Genomic DNA, 19,397 nt, shown 5'->3' with positions numbered 1-19,397 from the left:
AGGAGCTGCCGCAGGCTGCGATCTTTTTGATTTTAAGCCCTGAACTGTCCGAGGCTGGCCTTCAACTGCGCCGCCAACCCATCCAGCACCTTGCCACTGGCCGTGGTTTCCACCACCGCTTGCGCCGCTTTCTCGGCCTGTGCATGAATCGTCTCGACCCGCCCGCGCACTGCCTGCGCGCCCTGCGCCTGATGCGCCGCCGCCTGCGTCGCCAGACCAATCGCCGCGTGCACCTGCTCGACCGATGCCTGCACTGACTGCTGCAACCGTGCGCTGTCGCGTAACACCAGCAACCCTTCGCTGGCCTGCCGCCCGGCCTGACCAATCGCCTCGACCGCCTCACGCGCGCCTTGCTGCAACGCGACGATGTGCGCCTGGATATCGCCCGTCGAGCTTTGCGTCTTGCTCGCCAAGGCGCGCACTTCATCCGCAACCACCGCAAAACCGCGCCCGGTCTCACCGGCCCGCGCCGCTTCGATCGCCGCGTTCAAGGCCAACAGGTTGGTCTGCTCGGCGATGCCGTGAATCACCGTCAACACCACTTCAATCTGTTCGCTCTGCTGCGCCAGTCGCTCGATGACTTTCGCCCCGGTGTCGACCTGCCCGGCCAGCGCCTCGATCAAACTGCCGACCTTCGCCGAGGTGCGAGTGTTTTCATCGGTGGCCTGGCGAATATCCACCACCTGCTTCAACGCCGCCTGCATGGCGTGGCTTTCCGATTGTGCTTCGTCGGCCATCTGCGACAGCGCGCGCAGGCTCTCCGCCACTTCATCACGCTGCATCCCGGCCGCGGCATCGGCACCGGCGTTGCGCAGGGTCATCGCACCGATCTCCACGCCGGTACGCTGGGCCACATCGCCCGCCTCGCGCACGATCGGCTGCAACTTATCCACAAAGCGATTGACTGCCGAGGCCATGTCGCCGATCTCGTCCTTGCTGTTGATCTGCACGCGCTTGGTCAGGTCGCCCTCGCCCGCCGCAAGATCGTCCATCGCTGCGTTGAGCATTTTCAGGCGATTGACCACTCGATGCCCGAGCACCACCGCCAGCAACAGCAACACGCCGCAACCGACCAGCGCCAGGCCCATGCCGATCCGCCAGCGCAAGGTCGCGGCGGCATCCTGCACAGTGCTGCTGGTATTGGCTTTCATTTCGGCAGCGGTGGATTGCGCGGACTGCAGGCGTGCCTGCATGGCTGTCGCGCTGTCCGCTGCTGCGCCTTTGAGGCTGTCGCCCACCAGTTGATCACTGCTGGCGATCAGCGCCGAGAAGCGCTGATCGAGCGCCGCCAGATCGGTTTCCACCGACGCGGTCGAGACGCCCATCAGCACTTTGCCGATTTCTACGCCGTTAGGGTTGATCGACGCTTCGAGGTAGTAGACCGACGGATCGTTCTTCGCCGCGTCCAGCACCTTGTCCAGCGCACGCTCGCCCTGGCCTTTTTCCAGCAGGGCTTTGTTGATCGGGTTTTCGCGATTGAGATAACGCGTCAGGTGTTGTCCGGTGGCGTCGTCGTAAACCACGAACAGCACGTTGGGATTGCGCTGGGCGCGGCGGGCGAATTCCGACAGGGTCGGCACGTCGCTGTCCCACATGGCGCGTGGCGCCACTGAGGCGAGCAGCTGGGCCATGTCATTGGCCGAATCCTTCAGGTCTTTTTCCAGCGTCGCACGCAGTTGTGCCTGCTCATCCTTCAGACGCGCGGACAGACCAGCGGTCAGACGCTGCCGGGTACTTGAGGAAAGGTTGTCGAGGCTGGAGGTGACTTCACGCCCGGCCTGCTCCAGCTCGCTTGAAAGCTTCTGGCTATCAGCACCCAGACGAGTGCCGAGGTCGGCTTCCAGCGCCGTGACCGTGCTTCGTGTCAGGGCGACTGCCACCAGCACTTGCACCAAAAGGGCGATACCAAGGGTAACGAACACGGGCCGCAACAAACGGCTTTGTAACAGTGAGAGAACGGCCGACACTGTGAATCCCTCTACGTCTGACGCCATTAATTTGATGGCACTCTTGTAGGAAGATTTACAGCAAAGGTCATGCCGTCCAACAGGCATAAACGACAAAGGCCCCGATGAAGGGGCCTTTGTTTTTTACATCAACGACTTATCAAGCGAACGGATGACGCAGAACGATGGTTTCGTTGCGATCCGGCCCCGTCGAAATAATGTCGATCGGCGCGCCGATCAACTCTTCAACGCGTTTGATGTAGGCACGAGCGTTAGCTGGCAGCTCTTCCAGGGTTTTGGCACCCACGGTCGATTCGATCCAGCCCGGCACTTCTTCGTACACAGGCTGCAGGCCCACGTAGCTGTCAGCGTCGGTCGGCGCTACGGCATTGCCTTGCGCGTCCTTGTAGCCGGTGCAGATGTTGATGGTTTCCAGACCATCGAGGACGTCCAGCTTGGTCAGGCAGATGCCCGAGATGCTGTTCACATCGATAGCGCGACGCAGGATAACGGCGTCGAACCAGCCGCAACGACGAGCACGGCCGGTGGTCGCGCCGAACTCGTGACCTTGCTTGGCCAGGTGCGCGCCCACTTCGTCGAACAGCTCAGTCGGGAATGGACCCGAACCGACGCGAGTGGTGTAAGCCTTGGTGATGCCCAGGATGTAGTCGAGGAACATCGGACCAACGCCCGAGCCGGTCGCCACGCCACCGGCGGTGGTGTTGGAGCTGGTCACGTACGGGTAGGTACCGTGGTCGATGTCGAGCAGCGAACCCTGAGCGCCTTCGAACATGATGTCTTTGCCGGCGCGACGCAGGTCGTGCAGCTCGGCAGTCACGTCGAGCATCAGCGGCTTGAGCAGCTCGGCGTATTCCTTGCACTCGGCCAGGGTCTTTTCGAACTCGATGGCCGGCTCTTTGTAGTAACCGACCAGCATGAAGTTGTGGTAATCCACCAGTTCACGCAGCTTGTCTTCGAAACGCGGCATGTTCAGCAGGTCGCCGACGCGCAGGCCACGGCGGGCAACCTTGTCTTCGTAAGCCGGGCCGATGCCGCGACCGGTGGTACCGATCTTCAGCTCGCCACGGGCTTTTTCACGGGCCTGGTCCAGCGCCACGTGGAAGGACAGGATCAGCGGGCAGGACGGGCTGATACGCAGGCGCTCGCGCACCGGTACGCCTTTCTCTTCCAGCTTGGTGATCTCACGCAGCAGGGCGTCAGGTGCAACCACCACGCCGTTGCCGATCAGGCACTGCACGCCTTCGCGCAGCACACCCGACGGGATCAGGTGCAAGACGGTTTTCTCGCCGTCGATCACCAGGGTGTGGCCAGCGTTGTGGCCACCTTGGTAGCGCACTACGGCGGCAGCATGTTCGGTCAGCAGATCAACGATCTTGCCTTTGCCCTCATCACCCCATTGGGTGCCCAGGACTACGACATTCTTACCCATAACACTTGTCCTCATTCGCGCAAACTTGGTGCCGGCGATGGCCGGCAGGAAAACTCAAGAAGCCAGTGGCGATACTTGCCAAAGCCCGTTCTGCTGAATCAATTGCCGGTCGCAGTCCGCATCACGGGCGGCGGCCAAAGGTTGTCCAGGCAATGCCTGAACGACACGCTGACCCTCACTGCGCAACTGGCAAACCTGCTGCCAGAGTGCCGCATCCGTACTGTCAGGCATCCAGATACCGCCAGACGGTAGCTCGATCTCAGCACGCCCCCAGGGTCACCAGGGTTTTCAAATCGGTAGAGAAGCCGGTCGCCGGACGGGCGCGACCGAAGTCGGCGCCGATGTCGTCGTAACGACCGCCCTGAGCGATGGACTGCCCCACGCCCGGGACAAACACCGCGAACACCACACCGGTGTGGTAGTGGTAGCCGCGCAGCTCGCCCAGATCGAAGTACAGCGGCAGATCCGGGAAGCGCGTCGCCAGACGCTCGGCGATTGCCAGCAAATCTTCCAGCGCATCCAGAACCGGCGCCGGGGCATTGGCCAGACGCTCACGGGCAGCGCTCAGTACTTCCCGGCCACCACACAGGTCGACCAGCGCCCGCAGCATGCCGGACAGATCGGCCGGCAGGCCTTCGGTCAAGGTAATGACCTCGTCGATGGCCTTGCGTTGCAACGCATCGAACAACTGCTGCTCAACCTCACCCGACAGACCGGCGGCACGCGCCAGACCACGGTAGATGCCGACATGGCCAAGGTCCATGTGCACATCCGGCACATCGGCCAGTTGCAGCATGGCCAGCATCAGGCTGATGACTTCAACGTCACTGCTCGGGCTGGCGTCGCCGTACAACTCGGCACCCAGTTGAATCGGGCTGCGCGAGGACGACAGCGCACGCGGCTGGGCATGCAACACGCTGCCGGCGTAGCACAAGCGGCTAGGGCCTTCGCGACGCAGGGTATGCGCATCGATGCGCGCCACTTGCGGCGTGATGTCGGCGCGGAAACCCATCTGCCGACCCGACTGTGGGTCGATGACCTTGAAGGTACGCAGATCCAGGTCCTGGCCCGCACCGGTCAGCAGGGATTCCAGGTACTCGATATGGGGAGTCACGACAAACTCGTAACCCCAGCTCTGGAACAGATCCAACACCTGACGACGCGCGACTTCAATGCGCGCCGCTTCCGGTGGCAGTACTTCTTCGATGCCATCTGGCAGCAGCCAGCGGTCTACCGTTGCCATTACGCCATTCCCCTTTGATCCGGGCGGCCAGCCTGCGGGCGAGCCTTGAGTGAAGCAGAAAATGACCAAACCGTTCAAAACGCACGCGCATGAACGACGCGGCGAAAGGCCTGTTACCGGCTTCGCCCATCACTTTCCTCGAAAAACGCTCGGGCCATTCAACCCGATGCCTGCAACAAAAAACAGCAATCAAACGTGCAGACGCAAAAAAGCCGGGAATTTCCCGGCTGCCGCATCATACACACGTTTTCCCAAAGGATCACCCCGCCCGAGGTTTTAGCCGCCGGGCGGAATGATTCAGGTCAACGTCGTATCAAGGCTTGGACTTTTCCAGGTAACGGAAGAAGTCGCTGCTTGGGTCGAGAACCATGACGTCGGATTTGTTCGCGAAGCTGTCACGGTAGGCACGCAGGCTACGGTAGAAACCGTAGAACTCCTGATCCTGACCGTAGGCCTTGGAGTAGATCGCAGCGGCCTGGGCATCGCCGTCACCGCGAATCTCTTCGGATTCACGATAGGCTTCAGCCAGCAGCACGCGGCGTTGACGATCGGCGTCGGCACGGATGCCCTCGGCCAGCTCGTTACCCTTGGCGCGGTGCTCGCGAGCTTCACGCTCACGCTCGGTGCTCATACGCTCGAACACGCTGCGGTTCACTTCTTTCGGCAGATCGATGGCCTTGACCCGGACATCGACGACTTCGATACCCAGCTCTTTTTCCGCCATCTTGTTCAGCGACGCGGTGATGTCAGCCATCAGCGCATCACGCTCACCCGACACCACTTCGTGCAGGGTGCGTTTGCCGAACTGGTCACGCAGACCGGATTCCAGACGACGGGACAGACGCTCGTCAGCGATTTGCTTGAGGCCGGAAGTCGCGGTGTAGAAGCGCTCGGCATCTTTCACGCGCCACTTGGCGTAGGCATCGACCATCACGGCTTTCTTTTCCAGGGTCAGGAAGCGCTGTGTCGGTGCATCCAGCGTCATCAGACGTGCGTCGAATTTACGCACCTGGTTAACGTAAGGCACTTTCACGTGCAGGCCGGGCTGAACATCAGCCTGAACCACACGACCGAATTGCAGCAGCACCGCACGCTCGGTCTGAGCGACGATGTAGAAGCAGTTCCAGCCCACCAACACCACGACAACGCCAACGATCAGGGCGATCAGCGATTTATTGCTCATCAGCGGCTCTCCCTTGTACGTGTCTGCGGCAGGTCAGTGACATGCGGCGCGACGTCCGTGTTGTTGCTGGCGGCGGCCGAACCGGTCACCGGTGCATTGCTGCCCGAACTGTTCTGGATCATCTTGTCCAACGGCAGGTAAAGCAGGTTGCTCTGGCCGTTCTTGTTGCCGGTCACGAGTACCTTGCTGGTGTTGCTGAAGACTTCCTGCATGGTGTCCAGGTACAGACGCTGGCGGGTGACTTCAGGGGCCTTGCGATACTCGGCGACCAGTTTGGTGAAGCGGTCTGCCTCACCCTTGGCGCGCGAGACCGTTTCGTCACGGTAACCGTTGGCATCCTCGAGGATACGCTGGGCCTGACCACGGGCTTCCGGCACAACGCCGTTAGCGTAGGTTTCCGCCTGGTTGCGCGAACGCTGCTCGTCTTCGCGGGCGCGGATCACATCGTCAAAGGCTTCCTGCACTTCGCGCGGTGCCGCTGCGCTCTGTACGTTGACCTGGGTGACGGTGATACCGGTGCGATAGGTATCGAGGAAACGTTGCAGACGCTCCTTGATTTCGCTGGCCATCAGTTCACGACCTTCGGTCAGCACCTGGTCCATGGCGGTCGAACCCACCACGTGGCGCAGGGCGCTGTCGGTCGCATGCTGCAGGCTGATTTCCGGCTGATCGACGTTCAGCACGAAATCCTGCAGGTTGCTGATCTTGTACTGCACGGTCAGCGGCACTTCGACGATGTTTTCGTCTTCGGTCAGCATCTGGCCCTGCTTGGTGTAGGCACGCTCACGCGTGACGTTCTCCATGTACTTTTTGTCGATCGGCGGGAAGTAGATGTTCAGGCCAGGGCCGACGGTCTCATAGTACTTGCCGAAGCGCAGCACCACGGCTTGCTCCTGCTCGTCGACCACATAGACCGCGCTGTACAGCCAGACAGCCGCCAGCACGACGAGGCCGATGCCGAGCAGACCGCCGAAGCCGCCACCACTCCTGCCCGAACCACCGCCGTCGTCACCACCGCGTTTCTTACCACCACCGAACAACCCGTTCAGGCTTTCCTGCAGCTTTCGGAAGGCCTCGTCGAGATCCGGTGGCCCCTTGCGGTCGCCGTTATTGCGGCGCTTGCCACCCCAAGGATCCTGATTATTCGAGTTGCCACCCGGCTCATTCCAAGCCATAGCGCTCTCCATCTGATAAAGCAAAGACGCACCCACGGCGCGCCGACCAATGCTACAGAATGCCTGCCGTTGCGGCACAACCGCTTTGCCAGGCTTTTATTGCAAAGTGTGTTGCTCGATGAATTCCATCGGCTGCAATCCTTCGCGGCTTACCAGTCGATTCAACTCGACCCGGGGCAAACGAACGGCCAGCAGGCAGATGCCTTCTTCGTCGTGTTCTTCTTTCTGTACCGCGCCGAGTTCGAAGAACTGCGCACGCAGTCGAGCGAACCGTTGTGGCAAACGCAATGTGCCCACAAACAAATCACTGCCCAGCAACTCGGCAATGGCTTGCTCAAGCAATTCCAGACCCGTGCCATCACGCGCCGACAGCCAGACCCGTTGTGGCTTGCCATCGGCATCGCGCTGGATCTGTGGCTCAACGCCTTCAAGCAAATCGAGTTTGTTGTATACCTCGAGGATCGGCAAGTCCTGTGCCCCGATCTCGCCCAGCACCACCATCACCTGCTCGATCTGCAACATGCGATCCGGCTCGGCCGCGTCGATCACGTGCAACAGCAGGTCGGAGTTGCTCGACTCTTCGAGCGTAGACCGAAATGCCTCGACCAGCTTGTGCGGCAAATGCCGAATGAACCCTACCGTGTCCGCGAGAACAATCGGCCCCAGGTCGTCCAGTTCCAGACGGCGCAGGGTCGGGTCCAGCGTGGCGAACAACTGGTCGGCCGCGTACACCTCGGATTTGGTCACGTTATTGAACAGCGTGGATTTACCGGCGTTGGTATAGCCCACCAGAGACACGGTAGGGATATCCGCACGGGAGCGGCCGCGTCGCGATTGCTCGCGCTGGCTGCGCACTTTTTTCCAGACGACCCTTGATCTGACGCAGACGTACCCGCAGCAGACGCCGGTCGGTTTCGAGCTGGGTTTCACCCGGGCCGCGCATGCCGATACCGCCACCCTGACGCTCAAGGTGAGTCCAGCCGCGAACCAGACGGGTGCTCATGTGATCAAGCTGGGCCAGTTCGACCTGGAGCTTGCCTTCATGGGTACGCGCGCGCTGGGCAAAGATATCGAGAATCAGGCCGGTACGGTCGATCACGCGACACTCGAAAACACGTTCGAGGTTACGTTCCTGACTGGGCGTGAGAATGTGATTGAAAATCACCAGATCGGCCTTCTCGGCATGGACCAGGTCGCGTAATTCTTCGACCTTGCCGCTGCCAATCAGGAATTTGGCGGTTGGCCGATGACGCGGTACGTTAAAAAAACGCAACGGTCTCGGCGCCCGCCGAATTAGCCAATTCCTGAAACTCCTGCGGATCTTCGCGCGCCTCAGGGTCCTGACCTTCCAAGTGAACGAGGATGACTCGCTCACCACCACCGTGGCGCTCAAAGAACAAAGGAGACTCCTATCAGGCGTTACCTGGCTCAGCGTCACCTGCATCGGATTCGGTTGCGCTAGGCAGACGAATTGGACGTACTGGCACGACTGTCGAGATAGCGTGTTTGTAAACCATCTGGCTGACGGTGTTTTTCAGCAGGATAACGAACTGGTCGAACGACTCGATCGTGCCTTGCAGTTTGATACCGTTGACCAGGTAGATGGACACCCCAACTTTCTCTTTACGTAAAGTATTCAAGTAAGGGTCTTGTAGCGAATGCCCTTTTGACATGTGCCGCACTCCTTTAAGGATTCAATAATAAAAATAGATAATTCAGATGGCTTTGGCCGCCACACCCCCAAGGATAGACGGCAATTGCAAGGACTCAGCTCAATATGGAGATGGTCCCAAGGTATTTCAAGGCGCGTGGCAGATTGTCGCAATCAAGACTGTCCAGCCAGTGCAGTTCTTCCCAGCTGCGCAGCCAGGTGAACTGGCGCTTGGCCAATTGACGCGTGGCAATGATGCCGCGTTCCTGCATTTCAGCTAACGACAGCTTGCCATCCAGGTAGTCCCAGACTTGGCGGTAGCCTACCGCACGTATAGACGGCAACCCGGCATGCAGGTCACTTCTTTTACGCAGGGCTACGACCTCGTCGATGAATCCCTGTTCCAGCATATTTGTGAATCTTTGTTTAATGCGTTCGTGCAGTACCTGGCGATTTGCCGGAGCAATGGCCAAGTTCGCGACAGTATAGGGCAATTGTTGCCGTCCCGAAGCGGCTGCTTCAGTACTTTGCGCAGATTGTTGCTGACGCAGGGCAGTCATGCTCTGACCGCTGACCCGATAAACCTCCAGCGCCCGACTCAGGCGCTGCGGATCGTTCGGATGAATGCGTGCCGCCGACACCGGATCGATAATCGCCAATTGCTCGTGCAGGGCTTGCCAGCCAAGGCGTGCAGCCTCTTCTTCGATCTGTGCGCGGACTTCAGGATCAGCCGCCGGCATGTCCGCCAGGCCTTCAACCAACGCCTTGTAATAGAGCATGGTGCCGCCGACCAGCAGCGGAATTTTCCCGCGCGCGGTGATCTCGGCCATGGCTTGCAGGGCATCGCGACGGAAATCCGCAGCCGAATAGGCTTCAGCCGGATCGAGAATATCGATCAGCCGGTGCGGAAACTCGGCCAGCAACTCCCTGGAAGGCTTGGCGGTGCCGATGTCCATGCCGCGATAGACCAGCGCCGAGTCGACGCTGATCAGCTCGCACGGCAGCACCTTGGTCAGCTCGATGGCCAGGTCGGTCTTGCCCGCAGCGGTCGGGCCCATCAGGAAAATCGCTGGAGGAAGCTGGCTCATCAACGACCGCGCAGGAACAGTTTGTCCAGATCGTCCAGGCCCAGTTGGGTCCAGGTCGGTCGGCCATGGTTGCATTGACCGCTGCGCTCGGTGTTTTCCATGTCGCGCAGCAGGCCGTTCATTTCTGGCAGGGCCAGACGCCGATTGGCGCGAATCGCACCGTGGCAGGCCATGGTCCCGAGCAGTTCGTTCAGGTGTGCCTGAATCCGGTCGCTGGTGCCGTATTCCATAAGATCCGACAACACGTCACCCACCAGCCGATTGGCCTCGGCCTGCTTGAGCAGCGCCGGAATCTGGCGGATCGCCAACGTTTCCGGGCCCAGACGCTGCAGCTCGAAGCCCAGCTTCTGGAACCATGCAGCGTGTTCTTCGGCGCAATCGGCTTCACGCTGACTGACCGCCAGTGACTCCGGCACCAGCAGCGGCTGGCCGCTGAGACCTTCGCTGGCCATGGCGATTTTCAGGCGTTCGTACATGATCCGCTCATGCGCGGCATGCATGTCCACCAGCACCAGACCCTGGGCGTTCTCGGACAGGATGTAGATGCCCTTGAGCTGCGCCAGTGCGTAACCAAGCGGCGGAATATCTTCCTGACCGGCCGGCAGTGCGTTGGCATTCGCTTCCGGCAACGGTGCGAAGAACTCGCGGTAAGCGGCTTGAGCCTCGGCGGCCGGCGGGATCGCCGATTGCGGACGTGGCGTGTACTGATACTGATAAGCGCCGCCAGCGCTGGCGCCCGAAGACGTGTTGAACGCCGGTTGCGCTTGCGGTTGCTCCAGCAGCGCATTGGCTGCCAGACGCATTTCACCCTGTGGGCCGAATTCGCCGGCCTCGATGCCCGTTGGCCGAACGACAGCGGTCGTCACGGAACCGGCCAATTGATCCTCGGGACGCACATCGCCCAGCGCACGGTGCAGCGTGCCGTAAAGGAAGTCATGCACCATGCGCCCGTCACGGAAGCGCACTTCGTGCTTGGTCGGGTGCACGTTGACGTCCACCGCCGCCGGATCAACCTCGAAAAACAGCGCAAACGTCGGATGACGACCGTTGAACAGCACATCGCGATAAGCCTGACGCACCGCATGCGCCACCAGTTTGTCGCGTACCGCACGGCCGTTCACGAAAAAATACTGCAAGTCCGCCTGACTGCGGTTGAAAGTCGGCAACCCGACCCAGCCCCACAGGTGCAAGCCGTTGCGCTCGATCTCGATCGGCAGCGCCTGCTCCAAAAAGCCTGAACCACAAATCGCCGCCACCCGCCGGGCGCGGGCCGCATCATCGTGGGCCTCGTGCAGGCTGAGGATGGTCTTGCCGTTATGGCGCAGATGGAAGGCGACGTCGAAACGCGCCAGCGCCAGACGTTTGATCACTTCTTGCAGGTGATCGAATTCGGTTTTTTCGGTCTTGAGAAACTTGCGCCGCGCCGGCGTGTTGAAGAACAGGTCGCGCACTTCCACCGAGGTACCGACCGGATGCGCTGCCGGCTGTACCCGAGGCGCCATGTCGCGGCCTTCAGTCTCGACCTGCCACGCCTGCTCCGCATCGCGGGTGCGCGAGGTCAGGGTCAGGCGCGCCACGGAACTGATCGACGCCAGTGCTTCACCACGGAAGCCGAGGCTCATCACCTGTTCGAGGTCTTCGAGATTGCGGATCTTGCTGGTGGCGTGACGGGCCAGCGCCAGCGGCAGGTCGTCGGCGGAAATACCGCTGCCGTCGTCACGCACCCGCAGCAGCTTGACACCGCCCTGTTCGACATCGACGTCGATGCGCCTGGCACCGGAGTCGAGGCTGTTTTCCAGCAACTCCTTGATCACCGAAGCCGGGCGTTCGACCACCTCACCGGCAGCGATCTGGTTCGCCAGCCGTGGGCTGAGCAGTTCAATGCGCGCAGCGTTCAACACCTGGTTCATTCTTTGGACGCCAGTTCGGTGCCAGGGATGGTCAGGTGCTGACCGACCTTCAGCTCATCACTGCTGAGGTTATTGGCGCTACGCAGCGTCGCGGGGGATACCTGATAACGCACCGCAATCATCGCCAGCGTTTCGCCCGGGCTTACGCGGTGATCACGCGGGCCCTGGGCGATCTTGCCGGAGTCACGCAGCCAGGCGATGTAGGTGCCCGGTGGCGGGTTCTGCTGGAAGAACTGGCGCACGCCGCTGCTGATCGAGCGGGCCAGCGCCTGCTGGTGGCTCGATGCCGAGAGTTTGTTCGCTTCGTTGGCGTTGGAGATAAATCCGGTTTCGACGAGGATCGACGGGATGTCCGGCGACTTCAGCACCATAAAACCGGCCTGCTCCACCCGCTGCTTGTGCAGCGGGGTCACGCGGCCAATGTTGGTCAGGACTTTCTGACCGACGTTGAGGCTGGAGGTCAGCGACGCGGTCATCGACAGGTCGAGCAACACACCGGCGAGCATGCGGTCCTTGTCGTCAAGGCTGACGTTGCCGGCACCGCCGATCAGGTCGGAACGGTTTTCGCTGTCGGCCAGCCAACGGGCGGTTTCCGAGGTGGCGCCGCGATCGGACAGGGCAAACACCGAGGCACCGAAGGCTGCTGCAGACGGCGCGGCGTCGGCGTGGATCGAAACAAACAGGTCGGCGCCCTTCTTGCGGGCAATTTCGGTACGGCCGCGCAACGGGATGAAGTAGTCGCCGGTCCGGGTCAGCTCGGCGCGGAAACCTTTCATGCCGTTGACCTGACGCTGCAGTTCGCGGGCGATCTGCAGCACCACGTCTTTCTCACGCTGGCCGCGCGAGCCGGACGCACCCGGGTCTTCGCCGCCGTGGCCGGCGTCGATCACCACAATGATGTCGCGCTTGCCGGCCGGGGCCGGTGGCAACTTGATCGCCGGTTCCGACGGCGTGACCGGCACGGCCGGCACGGTGGCGACCGATGGCGTCGGAGCTGGCGGCGGCGCCGCATCGGCCGGGTTGTCGAACAGGTCGACCACCAGACGGTTACCGTATTGCGCGTTCGGCGCCAGCGAGAAGCTTTTCGGGGTGACGGCTTTTTTCAGGTCGATGACCACCCGCAGGTCGGTCGGCGTACGCTGGGCCGAACGCATCGCGGTGATTGGCGTGTTGGCGGTCGAGACTTTCAGCGGCGCACCCAGGGTGGCGCCGTTGATGTCGATCACCAGCCGATCCGGTGCGGTCAGGGTGAAGACGCTGTGCTGCACCGGGCCGCTCAGGTCGAAGACCAGTCGCGTGTTGTCCGGCGCCCGCCACAGGCGCACGCTGTTGACCTTTGTCTCGGCCACAGCGTTGACGGTCACTGCCATCAACATCAGTCCAACGGCAGCCACCAACGCGCGAAAGCGCATACCTAACCCCATCATTTAATTGGATTCCAATGCCAAAGCGGCACACCAGGCGTCGCCACGCGAGCCCTGGGATAAAATTTTCAGCGAACGCCCGCTGTCTTGCGGGCTAATGGTAATGGTCAGGTCAGGCTTTGGCAAAAAGCCTGCACCTTTATCGGGCCACTCGATCAGGCACAGCGCGTCGTCTTCGAAATAGTCGCGGATGCCGAGAAACTCCAGCTCTTCCGGATCGACCAGGCGATACAGATCGAAGTGAAAGGCGCGGATGTCACCGATTTCGTAGGGTTCGACCAGGGTGAAGGTCGGACTTTTTACCGCGCCAACGTGCCCCAGGCCACGAATGATGCCCCGCGACAGAGTGGTTTTGCCCATGCCCAGGTTGCCTTCGAGAAAAATCAGGCCGTGGCCCCGGGTAACGCGGGCGATCCGTGCGCCAAAGTCGCTCATGGCCTGTTCATCGGCCAGGTACAGGGTTACTTCAGACACGGTGCATGCTCCTCCAACAACTGACGAATGACTGGAATCAGATCACTGGCCGCCAGCCCACGGCCGAATTTACCTTGTTGCGCACCGGCATTGGCGTGCAGCCAGACCGCCAGACACGCGGCGTCGAAGCCGTCCATGCCCTGCGCCAGCAGCGCCCCGGTCAACCCGGCGAGCACATCGCCCAGGCCAGCAGTGGCCATGGCCGGATGGCCTTGATGACACAGCGCCAGACGCCCATCGGGATGGGCGATCAGACTGCCGGCGCCTTTGAGCACAACAACGGCCGAGTATTTCTTGCTCAACGCTCGCGCGGCGGCCGGACGATCGGCCTGAACCTCTGCGGTGCTGATCCCCAACAGGCGCGCTGCTTCGCCCGGATGCGGGGTGATCACGCAATCCTTGGGCAGGTTGACCGACCCCGCAGCCAGCAGATTCAACGCGTCGGCGTCCCACACTTGTGGCAGCGATGCATTGGCGGCAGCGGACAACAGCGCTCGGCCCCAACTGGCCTGTCCAAGTCCAGGGCCCACCACCAGCACCGAGACTTTTTCCAGTAGCCCCATCAACTGATTGGCCGACGACGTGCCAAGCACCATGACTTCCGGTATCCGCGTCAGCGCTGCCGGGACATGTTCCGGCCGGGTTGCCAGCGACACCATCCCGGCGCCGCTGCGCAGGGCCGTTTCGGAACTGAGCAGGATCGCCCCGCCAAACCCCTGATCGCCGCCGATCAACAGCAAATGCCCGAAGCGCCCTTTATGCGCAGCGGGCGCACGCGCAGCCAGTCGCGGAAGATTAGCCGTCACGAGACGCACAGCGCTGGCAGGAGCGTCACAGTAGATGTCGGCGGCGGCTTGCAGATCGTTAAACACCAGCGCCCCGACCTGATCCGCCGCATCACCGGTGAACAGGCCGAGCTTCAAGCCGATAAAGGTCACGGTAAGGTCGGCGCGAACCGCAACGCCGAGAACATGCCCGGTATCGGCAGACAGTCCGGAAGGAATATCCACCGCCACCACCGGCAGGCCACTGGCATTGATGGCCTTGATCGCTGCGGCATACGGCTCGCGTACATCGCCGGTCAGCCCGGTGCCGAGCAAGGCATCGACAATCACCCCGCGCAGCTCGCTGTGCGCGGTCCAGCCCAGCACGGCGACACCATCGTTGATGGCCTGCGCATAAGCCTGCGCCGCGTCGCCCTGCAAGCGTTGCGGATCACCGACGGCCAGTACTCGCACCGACCAACCGGCCCGGTGCGCCAGCGCGGCGATCAGAAAACCATCACCGGCGTTGTTGCCATGCCCGGCAAGCACAGTCATTTGGTTCGCCGCAGGCCACTGTCGCACCAATGCGCGCCAGGTCGCATGAGCGGCGCGCTGCATCAATTCGAAGCCCGGCGTACCCGCAGCGATCAGCCGCGCATCGAGTGCTCGCACCTGCGCGGCGCCATACAGCGCGTCGGGTAATTCATCTTTCGTGTGCGGCATGCGTCTTCGGGCTCCGATGTCTGGCAGAATTATACGCACCTCAGCTCCGGTTTCTCTCGCCTCATGTCCGCCATCACCACAGATCTGCCCGCCCTCGCCCAATCGATCAAGGATTGGGGCAGCGAGCTGGGCTTCCAGCAAGTCGGCATCAGCGGTCTGGACCTGGCCGAGCATGAGCAGCATCTGCAGCGCTGGCTCGCCGCCGGCTACCACGGCGAAATGGATTACATGGGCGCCCACGGCAGCAAACGCTCACATCCGGAGGAACTGGTTCCCGGCACGTTGCGTGTGGTTTCGCTGCGCATGGACTACCTGCCCGGCGACACGCAAATGGTGCAAATGCTGGCGCAACCGGAGAAAGCTTACATCTCGCGTTATGCCTTGGGCCGCGATTACCACAAATTGATCCGTAAACGTGTGCAGCAATTGGCCGACAAGATTCAGTCGCAGATCGGCCCATTCGGTTTCCGCGCCTTCGTCGACAGCGCCCCGGTCCTGGAAAAAGCCATCGCCGAGCAGGCCGGGCTGGGCTGGATCGGTAAAAATACGCTCGTGCTGAACCGCAAGGCCGGCAGCTATTTCTTCTTGAGTGAACTGTTTGTCGATCTGCCGCTGCCCGTGGACGAACCGCACAGCAGCGAACATTGCGGGCGCTGCACCGCGTGCCTGGACATCTGCCCGACCAACGCCTTCGTCGGCCCCTACGTGCTGGACGCCCGACGCTGCATCTCGTACTTGACCATCGAGCTGAAAAACGCCATCCCCGAAGACCTGCGCCCGCTGATCGGCAACCGCGTGTTCGGCTGCGACGATTGCCAGATCGTCTGCCCGTGGAACCGCTTCGCCCGACCGTCCGGAGAAAGCGATTTCAAGCCGCGGCACAACCTGGACAACGCCGAACTGGCGGAGCTGTTCCTGTGGGACGAGGACAAATTTCTCAGCAGCACCGAAGGCTCACCGCTGCGCCGCGCCGGTTACGAGCGCTGGCTGCGCAATCTGGCGGTCGGCCTGGGCAACGCGCCATCGAGCATTCCGGTACTGGAAGCCTTGAAGGCGCGCCGTGATTACCCGTCCGATCTAGTCCGCGAACACGTCGAGTGGGCGCTGAAACAACACGGTCAATTGTAGGAGCTGCCGCAGGCTGCGATCTTTTTGACTTTGATATCTAAAAAGACAAGATCAAAAAGATCGCAGCCTGCGGCAGCTCCTGCAGGGGAATGCATTAATGCTCGTCGTTATAGACGAACTTGGGCATTTCCCAATGGAAACGGATGGCCAGCAACCGCAGCAGAAAACCGCCGAACAGGGTAATCAGGATCGCCTGCTCGCTCGGCACATTCAGGTACAGGCAGAGCATGTAGCACCACGCGGCGGCGAACGAGACGCTGGCGTACAGTTCGCGGCGGAAGATCAGCGGGATGTCGTTGCAGAAAATGTCGCGCAGGATGCCGCCGAACACTCCAGTGATCACGCCGCTGACCGATGCCACCAGCATGCCGTGGCCCATTTCCAGCGCAGTCATGCAGCCAATCAGGGTGAACGCCACCAGGCCGACCGCGTCGAGCACCAGAAACAGTGAGCGCAGGTGACGCATCCAGCGCGCGGTGAACACGGTGAGCATTGCGGCGGCCGAGGTCAGCACCAAATATTCCGGGTGCTTGACCCACGTCAGCGGATAGTGCCCAAGCAGCACATCACGCACCGAACCACCGCCCAGCGCCGTGACACAGGCGATCAGCACCACCCCGAACCAGTCCATGCCGCGCCGTCCGGCAGACAGCGCGCCGGTCATGGCTTCGGCGGTAATGGCGATCAGATAGAGCATCAGCAACATGGTGGCGGTCCTGGCAGGAAGGCGCGCAGTCTAGCCATTTCGGGGCCGCACCAGAAGGGGGCGCGAACACGACGCCCCCCGGCATCAAAACTTGATGAAATGCTTGCGGTAGTGCTGCAGCTCGGCGATCGATTCGCGGATGTCGTCCAGTGCCAGGTGCGTGCTGCCCTTCTTGAAGCTGTCGCGCACGTCCGGTGCCCAGCGTGCGGCCAGCTCCTTGAGCGTCGACACATCGAGGTTGCGGTAGTGGAAGTAGCTTTCCAGCGCCTTCATGTGGGTATAAAGGAAGCGCCGATCCTGGCAAATGCTGTTGCCGCAGATCGGCGACTTGCCTTTCGGCACCCACTTTTCCAGAAAGGCGATGGTCTCGGCCTCGGCTTCGGCCATGCTGATGCGGCTGTCGCGTACGCGCTGGGTCAGGCCCGAGTTGCCGTGAGTGCGGGTGTTCCACTCGTCCATGCGGGCGAGCACTTCGTCACTGTGGTGAATGGCGATCACCGGGCCTTCGGCCAGGGTGTTCAGGTCACTGTCGGTGACGATGGTGGCCATTTCGATGATGACGTCGTTTTCCGGATCCAGACCGGTCATTTCCAGGTCGATCCAGATCAGGTTCTGCGGGTTTTGCATATTCGGGCTCCTAGGCAATGCTGCGCAGTTTAGCCTAGGCCGGTGCCCGGGCGTGCTAAACTCGCGGCCGTTTTACCTAATCGCTGCATTCTTCAGACGGAACACCCATGGCCAAACGCCAACTCAATCGTCGTCAAAACTGGCGCATCGAAAAGATTCAGGGCGAGCGCGCCGCCCGCGCCGCCAAACGCGAGTCCTCGGCGGTCGAAGCCCTTGAGGGCGGCGACCTGGGGCCTGAGCAACACGGCCTGGTGATCGCCCACTTCGGGGTGCAGGTCGAGGTCGAGGCCGTGGACGGCGATCTGGCCGGTCAGGTATTCCGTTGCCACCTGCGCGCCAACCTGCCGGCTCTGGTGACCGGTGATCGGGTGGTCTGGCGCGCCGGCAACCAGGGCATCGGCGTGATCGTCGCGCAACTGCCGCGCACCACCGAACTCTGCCGCCCGGACAGCCGTGGCCAGCTCAAGCCGGTCGCTGCCAACGTCGACATGATCGTCATTGTCTTCGCGCCACTGCCCGAGCCGCATGCCAACCTGATCGACCGCTACCTGGTGGCCGCCGAACACGCTGGCATCCGTCCGTTGCTGCTGCTGAACAAATTCGACCTGATCGACGAGCAGAACGCCCCGGCGCTCAACGCGCTGCTGGCGGTGTACCGCACGCTGGGTTATCCGGTGCTGGAAGTGTCCGCGCATCACGGCAACGGCATGGAGCAGTTGCAGAAGCAGCTCGACGGCCGCATCAGCGTATTCGTCGGCCAGTCCGGCGTCGGCAAGTCGTCGCTGGTCAACAGCCTGCTGCCGGAAGTCGAAACCCGTGTCGGCCCGCTGTCGGAGTTGTCCGGTCAGGGTACGCACACCACGACCACTGCGCGCCTGTTCCACTTTCCGGGCGGCGGCGAGTTGATCGACTCCCCGGGGATCCGTGAGTTCGGCCTGGGCCACGTCAGCCGCGCTGATGTCGAAGCCGGCTTCATCGAGTTCAACGACCTGCTCGGCACCTGCCGCTTTCGCGACTGCAAGCATGACCGCGAACCTGGCTGCGCACTGCTCAAGGCCCTGGAAGATGGCCGCGTGCAGCAACAGCGGATGAACAGCTACCGCTCGATCATCGCCAGCCTGCCGGAAACCGGCTACTAAACATCTGCACTGGCAGCCCCCCGTCCGGGGGCTGCCGGATGTCGGACCACGCCTGACAAATCCCCCGACCGTTTAAACGTCAGACCTTTCTGACAGGCCTGCTCGCACCTGCTTGCAGGACATTTCTCTTTCCGCGCGCAGACCTTGCGGGCGCTTTCCAGATGCCTAGATTGGGTTGTTCCTTCGCACCTTCGCGACCTTCGAGGAACCCCATGCAGACCTACCATTTGTTCATCAGCCATTCGTGGAACTACGCCCACGCCCACGACAATCTGGTACGCCTGCTCGGCGCCAGACCGGATTTCAGTTTCAAGAATTTTTCCGTGCCGCCGCACAACCCGGTCATGGGCGCGCAGACCGACAGGCAGCTCGAAGAGGCCATCGAAAACAAGATCCGTCCGTGCTCGGTGGTGCTGATCATGGCCGGGATGTATTCGACCTACAGCAAGTGGATCAACAAGGAAATCGAGATCGCCAAGCGCATGGGCAAAGTGATCATCGCGATCAAACCGTTCGGCGCCGAGCGCATTTCCACGGTGGTGCGTAATGCGGCGCACGCCGAGTGCGCGTGGAATACCAATAGCATCATCGGTGCGATCCGCCAGCACACGGCGGTGTAACCATGCGCAAGGGACTGTTTATCGGCATTAACGACTACACCCATGTTTCGCGACTGAGCGGTTGCAGCAATGACGCCATGGCCATGGCTTCGGTGCTGAAGACCGACGCGAACGGCGATCCGAATTTCAAGAACGTGGTGCTGACG

16 protein-coding genes and 2 pseudogenes are annotated in these 19,397 nt (G+C 61.7%); 4 read left to right on the top strand and 14 right to left on the bottom strand.

All coding sequences use genetic code 11. The features are described 5' to 3' along the window. Nucleotides 1–32: 32 nt before the first annotated feature. The 12 genes and pseudogenes from HT737_RS18510 to HT737_RS18455 all read right to left on the bottom strand — a co-directional run bounded on the left by HT737_RS18510 (nucleotide 33) and on the right by HT737_RS18455 (nucleotide 15,031). The gene (locus HT737_RS18510; RefSeq protein WP_121183423.1) at nucleotides 33–1,967 is read right to left on the bottom strand and encodes a methyl-accepting chemotaxis protein; all 1,935 of its coding nucleotides are present in this window, start codon (nucleotides 1,965–1,967) and stop codon (nucleotides 33–35) included. Between the two features lie 139 nt (nucleotides 1,968–2,106). Then, nucleotides 2,107–3,396, bottom strand: coding sequence for an adenylosuccinate synthase (locus HT737_RS18505; RefSeq protein WP_182403578.1), 1,290 nt, complete (start codon nucleotides 3,394–3,396; stop codon nucleotides 2,107–2,109). Nucleotides 3,397–3,450: 54 nt separating this feature from the next. Beyond that, nucleotides 3,451–4,639: pseudogene (locus HT737_RS18500) on the bottom strand (ATP phosphoribosyltransferase regulatory subunit). 313 nt (nucleotides 4,640–4,952) lie between these two features. Further along, complete coding sequence (hflC, locus tag HT737_RS18495) at nucleotides 4,953–5,822, bottom strand: protease modulator HflC (RefSeq protein ID WP_041065696.1); 870 nt, start codon at nucleotides 5,820–5,822, stop codon at nucleotides 4,953–4,955. Further along, nucleotides 5,822–6,997 (bottom strand): FtsH protease activity modulator HflK, encoded by a 1,176-nt coding sequence (gene hflK, locus HT737_RS18490; protein WP_041065698.1) that lies wholly within the window; start codon nucleotides 6,995–6,997, stop codon nucleotides 5,822–5,824. The genes hflC and hflK overlap by 1 nt, the downstream gene beginning before the upstream one ends. Nucleotides 6,998–7,093: 96 nt before the next feature. Continuing rightward, nucleotides 7,094–8,397, bottom strand: a pseudogene (gene hflX / locus HT737_RS18485) (ribosome rescue GTPase HflX). A gap of 12 nt (nucleotides 8,398–8,409) precedes the next feature. Next, on the bottom strand, nucleotides 8,410–8,670 hold the full coding sequence (hfq, locus tag HT737_RS18480; protein ID WP_003221112.1) for an RNA chaperone Hfq: 261 nt from the start codon (nucleotides 8,668–8,670) through the stop codon (nucleotides 8,410–8,412). A gap of 94 nt (nucleotides 8,671–8,764) precedes the next feature. After that, nucleotides 8,765–9,736: a tRNA (adenosine(37)-N6)-dimethylallyltransferase MiaA gene (gene miaA / locus HT737_RS18475; protein WP_121183419.1), complete on the bottom strand. Its 972-nt coding sequence runs from the start codon at nucleotides 9,734–9,736 to the stop codon at nucleotides 8,765–8,767. Further along, entirely contained in the window at nucleotides 9,736–11,637 is a 1,902-nt protein-coding gene (mutL, locus tag HT737_RS18470) for a DNA mismatch repair endonuclease MutL (RefSeq protein ID WP_179295002.1), read from the bottom strand. The genes miaA and mutL overlap by 1 nt, the downstream gene beginning before the upstream one ends. Nucleotides 11,638–11,642: 5 nt before the next feature. Then, the gene (locus HT737_RS18465) at nucleotides 11,643–13,022 is read right to left on the bottom strand and encodes an N-acetylmuramoyl-L-alanine amidase (protein WP_373557748.1); all 1,380 of its coding nucleotides are present in this window, start codon (nucleotides 13,020–13,022) and stop codon (nucleotides 11,643–11,645) included. Nucleotides 13,023–13,073: 51 nt separating this feature from the next. Beyond that, nucleotides 13,074–13,544 carry a tRNA (adenosine(37)-N6)-threonylcarbamoyltransferase complex ATPase subunit type 1 TsaE gene (gene tsaE / locus HT737_RS18460; protein WP_047290977.1) on the bottom strand — a complete coding sequence of 157 codons (471 nt, stop codon included), beginning with the start codon at nucleotides 13,542–13,544 and terminating at the stop codon, nucleotides 13,074–13,076. Then, nucleotides 13,532–15,031: an NAD(P)H-hydrate dehydratase gene (locus tag HT737_RS18455; RefSeq protein ID WP_182403576.1), complete on the bottom strand. Its 1,500-nt coding sequence runs from the start codon at nucleotides 15,029–15,031 to the stop codon at nucleotides 13,532–13,534. Before HT737_RS18455 ends, tsaE begins: the two co-directional genes overlap by 13 nt. A gap of 63 nt (nucleotides 15,032–15,094) precedes the next feature. On the opposite strand from HT737_RS18455, the gene queG reads away from it, so the two are divergent. Continuing rightward, the gene (gene queG / locus HT737_RS18450; RefSeq protein ID WP_182403574.1) at nucleotides 15,095–16,159 is read left to right on the top strand and encodes a tRNA epoxyqueuosine(34) reductase QueG; all 1,065 of its coding nucleotides are present in this window, start codon (nucleotides 15,095–15,097) and stop codon (nucleotides 16,157–16,159) included. Between the two features lie 94 nt (nucleotides 16,160–16,253). Here the strand turns inward: queG and HT737_RS18445 are convergent, their stop codons facing one another. Both HT737_RS18445 and orn read right to left on the bottom strand, forming a co-directional pair. Next, nucleotides 16,254–16,865 (bottom strand): trimeric intracellular cation channel family protein, encoded by a 612-nt coding sequence (locus HT737_RS18445; protein ID WP_047290974.1) that lies wholly within the window; start codon nucleotides 16,863–16,865, stop codon nucleotides 16,254–16,256. An 84-nt stretch (nucleotides 16,866–16,949) separates the two neighbouring features. After that, complete coding sequence (gene orn, locus HT737_RS18440; RefSeq protein WP_003221098.1) at nucleotides 16,950–17,492, bottom strand: oligoribonuclease; 543 nt, start codon at nucleotides 17,490–17,492, stop codon at nucleotides 16,950–16,952. Between the two features lie 107 nt (nucleotides 17,493–17,599). Between orn and rsgA the strand changes: the two genes are divergently transcribed. The 3 genes from rsgA to HT737_RS18425 all read left to right on the top strand — a co-directional run. Beyond that, nucleotides 17,600–18,631 carry a small ribosomal subunit biogenesis GTPase RsgA gene (gene rsgA, locus HT737_RS18435; RefSeq protein WP_131670977.1) on the top strand — a complete coding sequence of 344 codons (1,032 nt, stop codon included), beginning with the start codon at nucleotides 17,600–17,602 and terminating at the stop codon, nucleotides 18,629–18,631. A gap of 212 nt (nucleotides 18,632–18,843) precedes the next feature. Then, on the top strand, nucleotides 18,844–19,251 hold the full coding sequence (locus HT737_RS18430) for a TIR domain-containing protein (RefSeq protein WP_182403572.1): 408 nt from the start codon (nucleotides 18,844–18,846) through the stop codon (nucleotides 19,249–19,251). Between the two features lie 2 nt (nucleotides 19,252–19,253). After that, a partial coding sequence (locus tag HT737_RS18425) for a caspase family protein (RefSeq protein ID WP_182403570.1) occupies nucleotides 19,254–19,397 on the top strand: 144 nt, incomplete at its 3' end.

This window comes from Pseudomonas sp. MD195_PC81_125 (genome assembly GCF_014060985.1).
Taxonomy (GTDB): Bacteria; Pseudomonadota; Gammaproteobacteria; order Pseudomonadales; family Pseudomonadaceae; genus Aquipseudomonas; species Aquipseudomonas parakoreensis.
The sequence above is the reverse complement of the archived record's forward strand: the minus strand, read 5'-3'. Positions and strand labels throughout refer to the sequence as shown.